The organism is Candidatus Devosia phytovorans (genome assembly GCA_029202405.1).
Taxonomy (GTDB): Bacteria; Pseudomonadota; Alphaproteobacteria; order Rhizobiales; family Devosiaceae; genus Devosia; species Devosia phytovorans.
The window spans coordinates 3,225,864-3,239,093 of sequence record CP119312.1 but is presented as its reverse complement, the minus strand read 5'-3'; the positions used below and the strand labels follow the sequence as shown (position 1 = coordinate 3,239,093).

Below are 13,230 nucleotides of genomic sequence, written 5' to 3'. Positions count from 1 at the left end.
CGGCCACGTGGCCTTAGGCCGTGAGCTTCTTGCGGCCGTCGCGACGGCGCTTGTTGATGATCGCACGGCCGTCCTTGGTGGCCATGCGGGCACGGAAACCGTGACGGCGGGCACGCACGAGCTTGGACGGCTGATAAGTACGCTTCATGACATCAAACCGCGCCGGGCACGGTTCCTCTAGTTTGGCTCTGCACAAGCAGGAAATTTCAGACACACGCCGAGCGCTGGGCGCCCACGGTGCGGGTTGGTGGCGTCTATAGGGAAAACTCGAGCCCAAGTCAACGCGCCATGGGCACCTTCCTTGCAACCCTTCCCCCGTTGTTTTGCACGGCGGATCACCCCATAAGTCCACCAATAGTCTAATAGACCGCCGGTGGTCATGGCAGAAATCCTCAAACCCGATCTTTGCGTCATCGGCGCGGGCGCCCTTGGCACTCGCCTCGCCATTCTCGCGCGCCAGCGCGGTCTTGAGGTGACGCTGCTGCCGCGCCCGCGCGACGAAGCCAATGACCCGACCGCCGGCGCCCTGCGCCGCGCCGCCTTCATCGCCAGCGCCAACCGCGCCCATGCCATCCGCACCGCCGGCACGCTGGGCATGAACAATGCCGACCCCAAGCCCAATTTCCGCAGCATTGGCGAGCGCGCCACAGCCATTGCCGATGCCGTTGCCCCGCGCGACACCGATGAGCGCCTGACGGCACTCGGCATCACGCTCCTGTCGGACGAGGCGAGCTTCACCGATCCCAAAACCCTGCGCTGCGGCGAAACCACGGTCCGCGCCAGACACTTTGTCCTTGCGACCGGCGCCACCCCTTCCATTCCGGCACTGCCCGGCCTCGACCAGGTCAAATATTTCACGCCCGAGACCATTGCCGACAACCTGCGCAAGCTGAGCCACCTCGTGGTTATCGGCGGCACGCCCGTGGCCTTCGAACTGGCCCAGGCCTATCAGCGCCTCGGCTCCATGGTGACGCTGGTGCCCCAGGGCGGACTGCTGCCCGGTTTTGATCCCGAACTGGTCGCGGTTCTCCTCCGCCATCTGCGCGAGGAGGGCCTGACGGTGCTCGACGACGCCGAGGTCACCGCCATCCAGCCACGCAGCCAGGGTACGGGCGTCTCCCTGATCCGCGCCGGCAGTGAGGAAAAACTCGACGTCTCCCACATTCTCGTCGCCATGGGCAATGAGCCCGATCTCGATGCCAGCGTGCTCGATGCAGCCAAGCTCAGGCGCGACCGCAAGGATACTGGCGCTCTGCTGCTCGGGGTCGAGGGGCAGAGCTCCAGCAAGGTCCTGAGTGCCATTGGCGGCGCCGCCGGCGAGGATGCCCCCCATCTCGGCCTGCGCCAGGCCCAGCTGCTGCTCGATCGCCTGACCGGCCAGGGCCATGGGCGGCTCGACCCTTTCCAGGTGTCCCGCCTCGTCAATACCAGCCCCCCGCTCGCCCAGCTTGGCCTCCTGCCGCGCGATGAAAAACTGCGCCCTGGCCAGACCGTCTTGCGCGCCAATCTCGCTGAAACCGATGCCGGCCGGGCCATCAGCGCCACCGGCGTTGTCCGGGCCGTGGTCGATGCCAGGGGCTCTGTCGCCAGCTTCGGCGCCGTCGGTTCCGGGGCAGGGGAGCTGGCCAGCCTTCTGGCGCTTGTGGGGCCGCGCCTGCCCGATCTGAAAAACCTCGCTTTGCCGCCCGCAAGCCTCGCCGCGGCGCTGGTCGATCTCGCCGAGCAGTTTGCCGCCACCCAGCCCCAGGCGAAAACCCTGTCGCTTCTCAAGAAATTTCGCGGCTAGAGCGTGCCCCACAGGGGCTTACGCAAAGCACTGCTTTCCCTATAATAAGGCGATATGACAGCCGAACGCAGCGTCCTGCCCGGCCGGTTCTCCGGCCTTTCGATCAAGCTCATCGCCACCATCATGGCGGTGATACTTCTGGTCGAAATCGTGGTCTATCTCCCCTCGCTCGCCAATTACCGCGCCAGCTGGCTCGATGACCGCCTGCGCGTCGGCGTCGTGGCGGCCCGCGTGCTCGATGCCGTGCCCGATGTCATGGCCCTGCCGCGCAACCTGACCGATCGCCTGCTGACCTCGGCCGGCGCCAATGCCATCGTCTATCGCCGCGAGGGCCAGAGCCAGCTGATCGAACTGGCCAATCCCATCACGCCCGATGTTGTCGTCACTGCCGACATGCGCCAGCGCGATCTCCCAAGCCTGATCATGGGTGCGCTCGATACGCTGTTTGCCGGCCCGGGCCGGACCCTGCGCATCGTTGGCGAAGGCGACCTCAACGAAAGCGCCGTCGAAATCCTTATGTCGGAGCGCCCGCTGCGCCAGGAAATGCTGGCCTATTCGCGCCAGATCGGCTTCGTCTCGCTGTCCATTGCCGCCATTACCGCCGTGGCGCTGTACCTGCTGGCCTCCTATCTCTTCATCTATCCTGTCCGCCGCCTGACGCAGAACATCCTCGCCTTCCGCCAGGCGCCGGAAAACGCCAGCCTCGTCATCACGCCCTCCGCCCGTCGCGACGAGATCGGCATCGTCGAGCGCGAGCTCGCGGCCATGGAATCAGACCTTTTCACCATGCTGCGCCATCGCCGGCATCTGGCCGACCTCGGCCTCGCCGTCGCCAAGATCAACCACGACCTGCGCAACACCCTGACCTCGGCGCAACTCCTGTCCGACCAGGTGGCGACCCTCGATGATCCTAAGGTACAGCGCCTCGCGCCACGCCTCGTCACCACGCTCGATCGCGCCATCGGCTTTGCCCAGTCCGTGCTCGACTATGGCCGAGAGACCACGGCCCTGCCGGTCATGGCGCCGGTCGCTATGCGCGCCCTGATCGACGACGCCGCCTTTGACGCGCGGCTGATGGGGCACCCCAGCATCCGCTTCAGCGACACCACGCCGGATGACCTGGTGCTCGAGGCCGACGCCAGCCAGCTCGGCCGCGTCTTCCTCAACCTGTTGAAAAATGCCCGCGAAGCCCTCGAGCTGGCTCCGGCCGGCGAGGTGAGCCCGGAAGTCTCGGTCACCATGCAGGCGGAGGGCGATTCCATCACCTTCACCATCGCCGACAACGGCCCCGGCCTGCCGCCGAGGGCGAAAGACAATCTTTTCGTCGCCTTCGAGGGTTCCGCCCGCGCCGGCGGCACGGGTCTCGGCCTCGCCATCGCCCGCGAGATCACCGAAGCCCATGGCGGCAGGCTGGTCTATGTCGACCAGCCCAGGGGCACCCGCTTCGACCTGATTTTGCCGGCAAATCTGAGGGTTGAAGCCTGACACCTGTGGACTGACAAAAAACTGTCACCACCACGCTTGCCAAACCCGGATCACCCCTATATGGATTGCGCCGCTTCAGGACGTTGAGCGAACCGCTCCCACCTGAACCGTCGTTCCAAACGACATGCGCGCCCGTAGCTCAGCTGGATAGAGCACCAGACTACGAATCTGGGGGTCAGGAGTTCGAATCTCTTCGGGCGCGCCATTCCATCTCATTGGTTGACTTCTAGAACTGCGCGGACCGCATTCCGCTCGCTCTGATGATCCATTGTTCATGGTTGGCCATTGGCTCGATCATCCGCCATCTTGACGTTGCTCCGGGATTCCCCGCTTCCCCAATCTGGATGCTGAGCCAAAAAAGGAACCGCTACGCCAAGCTGGTAGTTAGCCTCCTCCCAAGTTGGAGAAGGTCGATGAGAGTACTGGTCGTTGCGATGGCACTGGTGACGTTTTGCGCGTCAGTTCAGGCGCAGCAACCCGCGCCGCTGGTGGAACTCGCCAATTCTCGGGCCTCGATAGCGGCACTGGGCATCACCGTCGAGCAGGCAATCGGAAGTGACGTCTACGATGTCGAAGGCAATCAAATGGGGACGGTCATACGAGTGCTGGGCGATGATGCAGACTCCTCGACAGCTCTGGTTCTGGATGCCGAGGGGACGGAGGTAACCGTCAAACTTCTGGCTACAGAATTGATCGAAAACCGCATCGTTGCCAGCCGGTCAGGTCTGCCCATTGAGCACAAGGCACCTTTTGAGTAGCCGGATCTATGATGCTCTGGTTTTGCGAGATGTTGCCCGCATCGGCGATTTCGATGCCTTAGCCCCCATCCCAAGCAGTGTTCAACTGAAGAGCCTTCTCTGATCCATCTTGTTGCAGATCGGTTGCGATCATCCGCTACATCTGTGTTGTGGAACGCAAAAGGCAGCGCACCGTTGGCCGCCCGAGGCGGTGACGCATGTCAACCTGACACAGCGGCATAGGGAACGGGGATGGTTTTCCGGTTTCCCGCCCTGGCCCGGCCGCAAGGCCGGGCTTTTGCTTTCATGTTTGGAAGGACCAGACCGTGACCAAGACGCTTTCCCTCGCCGCCGGCATTTCCGCTGCGGCACTCCTGCTGGCATCGCCCTCCCTGGCACAGCCGCAGGGCACTATTGGCGAATATTCCGACGTCACCGTCGAGGGCTCGATCCTCGAACCTGAGCCCGTTACCGTCAGCGACGATGCCGAACTGGCCGGCCTGATCCGCGTGCCGGAAGGATTTGCCGTTGAGGTCGTCGCCCGCGACTTCGGCAATACGCGCATGCTGGCGACCCATGGCGACCATGTCTATGCCAGCCGTCGCACGGAAGCCGATATCATCCGCCTCGACGATGAGGACGGCGACGGCAAGTATGAAAGCTTCACCACCGTTGCCGCGCGTCCCGGCATGCATGGCATCGCCTTTCACGGCGACACGGCCTATCTCGCCACGGTCAACGAGGTCTATACCGCCCCGGTCAACGAGGATGGCAGCTTTGGCGAGCTGAAGCAGATCATCAATGACCTGCCCGATGGCGGCCAACACGCCAATCGCACGCTCGCCATTGGCCCCGACGACATGCTCTACATCACCGTCGGTTCGACCTGTAACGAATGCCAGGAAACCAATCCGGAAAGCGCCACCATCCTGCGCGCCAGCTTGGACGGCAAGTCGCGCACCATCTTCGCCTCGGGCCTGCGCAACACCATCGGCTTTGGCTGGGAGCCTTCCAGCGGAGCGCTCTATGGGGCCGATCACGGCACCGACTGGCTCGGCGACGAGGAGCAGAAGGAAGAGTTCAACCTTATCGAGCAGGGCCAGAAATATGGCTGGCCCTATGTTTTCGACTTCGGCAATTTCAATCCGCATATGAACCCGCCCATGGGCGTGACCCTCGAGCAATGGGCCGCCCAGAGCGAGGAACCGGCCTTGGGTTACACCGCCCACGCCGCGCCGATGCAGATGACCTTCTATACCGGGACTGCCTTCCCGGAAGAATATCGCGGCGACGCCTTCATCGCTATGCGCGGCTCCTGGAACCGCCGGCCGCCCAGCGGCTATGAAATCACCCGCGTCGATTTCGAAGACGGCCAGCCTGCCACCTGGGACCACTTCGCCGAAGGCCTGCTGGTCGAGCATGAGGATGGCAATTACGGCTTCCTCGGTCGCCTTGCCGGCATCACCGAAACTTCGGACGGCACCTTGCTCTTCGCCGATGACTTCAATGGCATCATCTACCGCATCAGCCACGAGGGCGGGGACAATGGCACCGCGGCTGAAGCGGCTGATGTTCCCGACGTCACCGTGAAGCCGCCTGCCTCCGACATCGCCATCAATCTGGTGGAAACAGAAGGCATACTGGAGGTGACGGCGCCCAGCTTTGGCAATGGCGAGCTCGTCCCGCTCAAGCATGCGGCTCAAGGCGACAATGCTTCGCCGGCGCTCGAATGGGGCACCCCGCCTGAGGGCACGCAGTCCTTCCTTGTCATCGCCGATGATCCTGATGCTGTCGAACCGAAACCCTTCGTCCACTGGGTGCTGTTCGACATTCCCGGCGACGCCACTGGCGTTGGCGAAGGCCTTGCCGCCGACCCTGTGTTGCAAAAGCCGGAAAATGCCAAGCACGGCACCAATAGCGCCGGCAAGCTCGGCTACATGGGGCCGCGTCCGCCGCTCGAAGACCCCGCCCACAATTACCACTTCCAGGTCTTCGCCCTGGACCTCTCGCAGCTGCCGGTCGATCCCGGTGCCACACGCGAGGATGTCCTTGCGGCCATTGAGGGCCACGTCATCGCCAAGGGCGAGGTAGTCGGAACCTATGAGCGCCCCGGCCCGGAAAAGCCGATCAACTGATCCAAACGCAAGCGGCGCCCCTTGAGGGCGCCGTTTCATTTTGGGCCTCTGGCTCATAAGCGTTCGAGAAACGCGCGGATCAGCGCGGTCGCCTCATCCAGATTGGTTTCGAGCAGCCAGTGCCCGCCATCAAGCAGATGCAGCTCAGCATCAGGCAGGTCGCGCAGATAGGCGCGGGCGGATTTTTCCGGCATGTAGTGATCCTGCGGTCCCCAGATGATCAGCGTGGGCGGCTGATGCTCGCGCAGATAGCGCCGATGCTCGGCAAACCAGGCACGATTGGACTTGAGCCCGGCGATCAGGTTGGCAGCTGCATCCTTGCGCGCCTCCGTCATCAATGACCAGTGCAATTGCCAGAGGTCGGGCGGGATCGTTTCAGCCAGCTCGGGCCGGACGTGGTTGAGGAACTCATCCCGGAAATTGTCTTTGGTCACTCCCTCGCGCAGCGCATCGCGCATCTCGTCTTCGGGCAGAGACCAGGACTTTTCGATATCGGCATATTTGGGCCCGAGCGCGTCCTCATAGGGAATGTCGCCATTCTGGATGATCTGGGCAAGGATCCTCTCGGGCCGCTTGATCGCCAGACGCGCGCCGATCGGCGAGCCGAAGTCGTGCAGGTAGATGACGAAACGCTCAAGCTGCAACCCATCGACGAAATGCTCCAGCCACTCGGCATAGCCGTCGAAGGAATAGTCGAAGTCCCCGGGCGTATCGCTATAGCCAAAGCCTGGGTAGTCCGGCGCAATGAGCCGCCAGTGATCGGCCAGCCGTGGCATCAGGTTGCGGAATTCATAGGACGAGCAGGGATAGCCATGCGGCAGCAGCACGACCGGTGCATCTGCAGCACCAGCCTCCCGGTAAAATGTGTCGATCCCGCCAACCTGAATGCGGCGGTGCCTTACGCGATTGTCCATGACCATCTCCTTTGCGGGATTAGCGCGAAGCATGCGTGATGGTTCCGGCAGCCAAGGTTAGGGGCACGTTTCAAATGTGGCCCTGAGGGGGCAGTTTCAGACACGGAAACGTGTAGCGCGTTGTCACCCGCTCAGAACCAACACTTTGACGCTGATCACTTTTTTCGGGCCGAATTGCCCCGGAACGGGCGGAGTCGTCACCCATTGTCCTCCCCGACGCCGCAACAGCGGGTCTCTCATGAGCGACACCGCAATGGTGTAACTCCCCGCCCGACGAACGGGCAAACGTAAGAAGGAACAATAACATGTCGATTCTTGATCAGCTTCTTGGTGGTGGTGACAACGCTTCCGTCTCGAACAATTCGGACACCTCCAACAATGAAGTCGCGGCCAGCCCAGTCTTTGGACTCAGCCTCGATGACGTGCTCCACTCCTCAAGCACGGAAGATGACGGCGACTCTTCGTCCTTCACCGGTATTGGTGGCCTGAGCGTTGGCCTTGGCGCCCCGATCTATCTGGGTTCGAGCTCGTCGAGCGACAGCTCCGACCAGCAGGTTTCGGACAGCGATAGCGGCGGTCTGCTGGGTGGCCTGCTCTAAGCCAGGAACCATCAAAGATTGGCGGGGTTCTCCGGAACCCCGCCTTTTCCGTATCCGGAACATCTCATGGCAGCCGATAACAACAAGAATAACGAGCTGAGCAATGCCGTTCGCGCCCAATATCCGCATTTTGCGGTGGCGGGCGTGTTCAGCGGCGTCATCAACCTGCTCTACCTGAGCTCCCCGCTCTATCTGATGCAGATCTATAACCGTGTTCTGGTTTCGGAAAACGTCACGACCCTGGTGCTTCTGACGCTGATCCTGGTCTGTGCGCTGCTGACGATGGGCGCGCTCGACGCCTTGCGCGCGCAGCTGCTGGTTCGCGCCGGCATGCGGCTCGACCGCTCTCTGGCCGGCCGCGTATTCGATGCGCTGGTGCGCAAGTCGGCGCGGCTGGGCTTTTCCAGGGGCAGCCAGACCCTGCGCCAACTGGATCAGTTTCGCACCTTCATTACGGGACCGGGCATCTACTTCGCTTTCGATCTGCCCTGGATCCCGCTTTATCTGCTGCTGCTGTTTTTCATTCACCCGGTTCTCGGCGCGGTCTCGACTGTAGGCGCCGCCGTCCTGCTGCTGCTGGCCCTGGTCAATGAGCGCACGACGCGCCCGTCGCTCCGCGTTGCCGAGAGCGAGGGCAATCGCGCCTATGCTTTCAGCGAAAACATCCTGCGCCATTCCGACGTCGTCGTCGCCATGGGCATGCAGCCAAGCATCGAGGGCCACTGGCAACGCAGCCGCGACACCATGCTGGCCAGCCAGGGCACAGCCAGTGATCGCAATGCGGTGGTGTCCTCGGGCATCCGTTTTGCGCGCCTGCTGTTGCAGGCCCTGATGCTGGGGGCAGGGGCGTGGCTCGCCATCGGCCAATATATCCAGCCCGCCACGATTTTCGCCGCTTCCATCATCATGGGGCGCGCTTTGGTGCCGGTGGAGCAGGGCGTCGCGACCTGGAAACAGTTCACCGAAGCTCGAAACGCCTATCGCGAAGTGTCCAAACTCCTCGACGAAGTGCCGGGGCGCGAAGACCGGACCATCGTGCCGGCCGATCAGAATGGCCTCACCGCCGATCGTGTGAGTTTCGCCATTCCGACGCGGCCCGAACCCATCCTGCGCGACATCAGCTTTGCCATCAAACCCGGCGAGGCCATCGGCATTGTTGGACCCAGTGGCTCCGGCAAGTCGACGCTTGCACGCCTGCTGATCGGCGCCATTTCGGCCAGTGCGGGCACGCTGGCGCTGGGCGGGCTCAACTACAAGAGCTGGGATCCGACGGTCTTTGGCAGACAGATCGGCTATCTGCCGCAGGATGTCGGCCTCTTCGCCGGCACCGTGCGGGAAAACATTGCGCGGTTTGGCGAGGCCGAAATCGAGGACGTGGTCACCGCTGCAAAGAAGGCCGGCATTCACGACATGATCCTGGCGCTGCCCAAACAGTACGACACCGAGCTCGGCCCTGAGGGCGTCGGCCTTTCCGGGGGCCAGCGCCAGCGCCTGGGTCTGGCACGGGCCCTCTTGGGCAAGCCGGCCCTGCTGGTGCTCGACGAGCCCAATGCCAATCTCGATACGGCGGGCGAAACCGGCCTGCGCCATGCGCTCGAGGCGCTCAAGACCACAGGCACCACCATCGTTCTCGTCACCCATCGCACCACGGTCCTCGAAATGGTCGATCGCATGATGTTCATCCGCAATGGGCGGCTCGAGGTCTTCGCGCCTTCCGAAGAGGTCTATCGGCACATCAAGGACAATGTCGTCCCCGAAATGCAGGCGGCAGAATGATGAGCCCGAGCGAAACCCTTAGCAGCAAGTTCCTCAATCCGCGCGTGCCGGCCCGTCTGGGCTTCATCACCATCGTGGTCTTCATCATGGTCATGCTGGGCTGGGGCGCTCTGGCGCCGCTGTCCGGCGCGGTGGTGGCCAATGGCGTGTTGCAGGCCGAAGGTGGGCGCAAGGCGGTGCAGCATCCCTATGGCGGGGTGGTCGCAGAGCTGATGGTTCAGGAAGGCGACAGTGTCCGTGCTGGCGCCGTGCTGATGCGCCTCTCGGATGCCGAGCCGCGCGCGCAATATGATGTCCTCTCCGCCGAGCGCGACACGCTGCTCGCCGCCCAGGGACGCCTGCAGGCCGAACTGGCGGGGACGGATGCCCCAGTCTTTTCCGAGGACCTGGTGAGCCGCAGCCAGGACGCCACCGTGCAGCAGGCGATGAACAACGAGATCGCCCTTATGGGTGCCCGCGCCGGCCAGTTCGAAACGCGCGAAAATGTGCTGCTGCAACAGAAGGCGCAACTCGACGAACGCGTCACTTCGGCAGAGGCGCAGATTGCCGGGCTCGACCAGCAGAAGGTGTCCATCACCGGCGAACTGGAGGACGCACGCGCGCTTCTGGCGCAGCAGCTGATCGAACGCAGCCGCGTGCTCGATCAGGAACGCGCGATCAACGAGATCGACGCGCAGATTTCCGTACTGCGCACCGATATTGCCACGGCCAACAAGGCGATGGCGGAGGCCGATTTCGAGATCGCCGGCCTCGACCGTGAGCGTCAGTCCGCCGCCAGCGAAGACCTAAGGGCCAATCAGGCCGCGCTGGCAGCGCTCACCCCGCAACTGGCCGCTGCCCAGGATGCTCTGGCGCGTACCGACGTCACCGCAACCGCCAGCGGCACGGTGGTCGGTCTCTCCGTCATCACCGAGGGCGGCGTCGTCTCGCCGGGCCAGGAACTGCTGTCGATCATCCCCGATGCCGGCCCCATGGTGGTCGAAGCGCAGATGCGGCTGGCCGATGTCACCGATGTCACGCGCGGCGAACGGGCCGACATTCGCCTTCTGGCCGTGCCCGCCTCGACGCGGCCGGCGCTCAGCGGAACCATCGAGACGGTTTCGGCCGACCGGGTGGTCGACGAGCGCAGCGGCCAATCTTTTTACGCCCTGCGCATCGCCCTCGACCCCCGGCAACTGGCCGATGCCAATATCGACCTCACGGCCGGCATGCCGGTGCAGGTCGTCATTCCCACCAGGGGCCGCACCCTGATCGACTACCTCACCAGCCCGCTGCTGGACGAGGTCAGCGGCGCCTTCCGCGAGAGATAGGAGATTCCGATGGACCCACGGCAGAAGCAAAAGCGCCAGGATGAAGTCCGCCAGCCGGCCCAGACGCCAATCGCCGACGCCATAGCCATCGGCACCGCCGCCGGGGGTCTGGTTCTGGGCACCATGCTGGCGCAGGCGATGATTCCCGAAACGCAGGATGCGCAGACGTCGCACGATACGGGCCTGCCCGCCGACGCGGCCCAAATTACCGTCTCTCCTGCTGTTCTGACGGACACCGCGGCCGGGGCCGATCCGGTCGCGCAACCTGCGCCTGAGGCTGTTCAACCTGTCCCGCTCGCGGCCGGGCCAGCGCCCCTTCCCGACGCCAATGCCACCCCATTGCAGGATCATCTGGTCAGCGAACTCTCCCAGCAGATGGCGGGAACGATCGGCAAGGTCATGCAGGGCGCCGAGCCCGGCGTAACTGCTGCCGATTTCAGCCAGTCGATCGCCAGCGATATCATTCAGTCCGCCCAGGACATCGTGGCGCGGCTCGATATCGGCGCGATGCTGGCCGAAACTCAGGGCCTCGGCGATAGCATACTGGCCCAGGTCAACGCTCCCGGCATTGTCGCCGAAATCCTCGGCGGCACGGCGGGACTGGCCGATTCCATACTGACCGGCATCGCGCCTTTGCCGGGTGAGATCCTGGGAGACACTCTGGCTTCGTTGGCCGACCTGCCATCGTCCCTCCTGGGCAATGAGGGTATGGATGGCCCCGATGGTCTTCTGTCCGCAGTCTTCTACAGTGACGGAGCCAGCGACAGTCTCTCGATCCCCGACCTCAGTTCCGCCGCCTCCAGCACGGTGGCGTCCCTGGTCGACGGGCCGGTTGGCCTCTTGGGACTGAGCTATGTCGATACATCAGATCACCAGGGCGGGCACGGCCTCAACGCTCTGAGCCTTTTGTGACACAGCTAAGCGGACAGTCCGGGTTCCACCCAGCCCGCCCAGTGCAAGTCTGAGCCGGCACGGCAGTCGGCTGCCTGAACTCCCCATGGTATTGCCGGCAGTCTGACTCCGCGCCCCCTTGGTCCTCAAAGGCTGAACGAGATCGGTACGCTCATGCTGGTCTGGCCCTGGCCCATTTCGGCAGGTGGTGCGGGCAGGGGGGAGGAGCGACTGACCAGACTGACGGCTTCCTGATCCAGCTCGGTAAAACCCGACGAGTTCGAGATGCGGGCAGACAGCACATTGCCGCGCGCGTCGATGGTAAAACTGACGACGACGCGGCCCTGTTCGCCCCGCGACTGCGCGCCGCGCGGATATTGCTTGCGGCGATTGAGATAGGTCATGACCCTTGATTGCCACTGTTCAAGGGTGGCGCGCGATACCGGCGCACTGCTGCCAACAGGCGCGCTATTGGCTTGCTGCGCCGGTGGCGTGTTGGTCGGCGGTGGTGCAGCGGTGCGGGGTGCCGCCTGCTGCTCGGGCGGTCGCGGCGTCGGGCGTTGGGCCTGACGCTGTTCGAGCAGGCGCTGGGACTGCTGCACCGGCATGGGCAGCGACAGATCTGGCGGCACCTCTGCTTCGGTTTCAACCGGTGGCGGCTCCTCGCTCAGCTCTTCGACCGGCTGGGTCTCTTCTGGCGGCGGCTCGTCGGGCAGGGGCTCCGGTTCCACCTGCGGCGGTGGCTCGGCAATGGGCTCCTCGACCACGGGCTCTGGTTCTGGTTCTGGTTCTGGCTCTGGTTCCAGCTCGGGCTCGGGCTCCGGCTCTGGCTCGGGCGGAGGTTCGACTTCTTCTTGCGCCTCCTCGCTGGGCTGGATTTCGTCCTGCTCCTGCATGGCCTGTTGCTCGGGCGCCACGTCTTCCACGGCGTCTTCCGTGGTGCTGGGCAGGGGCGCCATTTCGAGCAGGATCGCCTCGGGCACGACACCGGGGGCACTCGGTGAGGCTTCGGTCTGCTGCAAAAAATAGACGCCCCCGCCGATGGCGGCGAGCACCGTCGCCAGGGCGCCGGTCCACAACAGCATATCCTGCCATCCCGAGGCGCCGGTGTCTTCCGGGAGCTGACCGGGGTCGGTAGCCGTCATGGAGCAACTGTCTCTTCGGTACCGGGGGCGCCTGCAACGGATTCAAGTCCGACCAGCCCGATCTTGAGGTAGCCGGCGGTGCGGAGCAGGTTCATCAGATCCATCAGGTCGCCATAGGCCACGCCCTTGTCGGCGCGCAGGAAGATGCGGGTTTCCCTGTCGGTCTCGGTCAGCGCGTCCAGATCACCTGCCAGTGTCTGGCTGGTGGTGAGGTCATCGTTGAGGTTGAGACTGAGATCCTGCTTCAGTGTGACATAGATCGGCTCGTCCGGCCGCGGCGCCTGGGCCGCGGTGGAGACGGGAAGCTCGACATTGACGTCAACAGTCGCCAGTGGCGCTGCCACCATGAAGATGATGAGCAGGACCAGCATGACGTCGATGAAAGGCGTCACATTGATTTCGTGACTCTCGGCCAGATCGTCGCTGGCGTTCTCGCGGATACCGCCCGCCAT

12 protein-coding genes and 1 tRNA gene are annotated in these 13,230 nt (G+C 63.9%); 9 read left to right on the top strand and 4 right to left on the bottom strand.

Annotation, left to right across the window (positions count from 1 at the left end):
* Positions 1-13 precede the first annotated feature (13 nt).
* The gene (gene rpmH / locus P0Y65_15970; GenBank protein WEK03673.1) at positions 14-148 is read right to left on the bottom strand and encodes a 50S ribosomal protein L34; all 135 of its coding nucleotides are present in this window, start codon (positions 146-148) and stop codon (positions 14-16) included.
* A gap of 231 nt (positions 149-379) precedes the next feature.
* Between rpmH and P0Y65_15965 the strand changes: the two genes are divergently transcribed.
* The 5 genes from P0Y65_15965 (at position 380) to P0Y65_15945 (ending at position 6,143) form a co-directional block, all read left to right on the top strand.
* Positions 380-1,786, top strand: coding sequence for an FAD-dependent oxidoreductase (locus P0Y65_15965; protein WEK03672.1), 1,407 nt, complete (start codon positions 380-382; stop codon positions 1,784-1,786).
* A 54-nt stretch (positions 1,787-1,840) separates the two neighbouring features.
* A complete protein-coding gene (locus P0Y65_15960; GenBank protein ID WEK03671.1) occupies positions 1,841-3,271 on the top strand; it encodes a HAMP domain-containing sensor histidine kinase in 1,431 nt (476 codons plus the stop codon).
* A gap of 128 nt (positions 3,272-3,399) precedes the next feature.
* Positions 3,400-3,476 (top strand) — tRNA-Arg (locus tag P0Y65_15955).
* Positions 3,477-3,684: 208 nt separating this feature from the next.
* On the top strand, positions 3,685-4,029 hold the full coding sequence (locus P0Y65_15950) for a hypothetical protein (protein ID WEK03670.1): 345 nt from the start codon (positions 3,685-3,687) through the stop codon (positions 4,027-4,029).
* 305 nt (positions 4,030-4,334) lie between these two features.
* Entirely contained in the window at positions 4,335-6,143 is a 1,809-nt protein-coding gene (locus P0Y65_15945) for a YbhB/YbcL family Raf kinase inhibitor-like protein (protein ID WEK03669.1), read from the top strand.
* Between the two features lie 53 nt (positions 6,144-6,196).
* Here the strand turns inward: P0Y65_15945 and P0Y65_15940 are convergent, their stop codons facing one another.
* Positions 6,197-7,057, bottom strand: a complete 861-nt coding sequence (locus tag P0Y65_15940; GenBank protein WEK03668.1) for an alpha/beta hydrolase — start codon at positions 7,055-7,057, stop codon at positions 6,197-6,199.
* Positions 7,058-7,362: 305 nt separating this feature from the next.
* Here P0Y65_15940 and P0Y65_15935 point away from each other — a divergent pair, with 305 nt between their 5' ends.
* The 4 genes from P0Y65_15935 to P0Y65_15920 all read left to right on the top strand — a co-directional run bounded on the left by P0Y65_15935 (position 7,363) and on the right by P0Y65_15920 (position 11,654).
* Positions 7,363-7,656, top strand: coding sequence for a hypothetical protein (locus tag P0Y65_15935; protein ID WEK03667.1), 294 nt, complete (start codon positions 7,363-7,365; stop codon positions 7,654-7,656).
* Positions 7,657-7,722: 66 nt separating this feature from the next.
* Positions 7,723-9,432, top strand: coding sequence for a type I secretion system permease/ATPase (locus tag P0Y65_15930; protein WEK03666.1), 1,710 nt, complete (start codon positions 7,723-7,725; stop codon positions 9,430-9,432).
* Positions 9,429-10,742: an HlyD family type I secretion periplasmic adaptor subunit gene (locus tag P0Y65_15925; protein ID WEK03665.1), complete on the top strand. Its 1,314-nt coding sequence runs from the start codon at positions 9,429-9,431 to the stop codon at positions 10,740-10,742. Before P0Y65_15930 ends, P0Y65_15925 begins: the two co-directional genes overlap by 4 nt.
* 9 nt (positions 10,743-10,751) lie before the next feature.
* Positions 10,752-11,654: a hypothetical protein gene (locus P0Y65_15920; protein WEK03664.1), complete on the top strand. Its 903-nt coding sequence runs from the start codon at positions 10,752-10,754 to the stop codon at positions 11,652-11,654.
* Between the two features lie 125 nt (positions 11,655-11,779).
* Here P0Y65_15920 and P0Y65_15915 read toward each other — a convergent pair whose 3' ends face one another.
* Both P0Y65_15915 and exbD read right to left on the bottom strand, forming a co-directional pair.
* Entirely contained in the window at positions 11,780-12,778 is a 999-nt protein-coding gene (locus P0Y65_15915) for an energy transducer TonB (protein WEK03663.1), read from the bottom strand.
* Positions 12,775-13,230 (bottom strand): TonB system transport protein ExbD, encoded by a 456-nt coding sequence (gene exbD / locus P0Y65_15910; protein WEK03662.1) that lies wholly within the window; start codon positions 13,228-13,230, stop codon positions 12,775-12,777. Before exbD ends, P0Y65_15915 begins: the two co-directional genes overlap by 4 nt.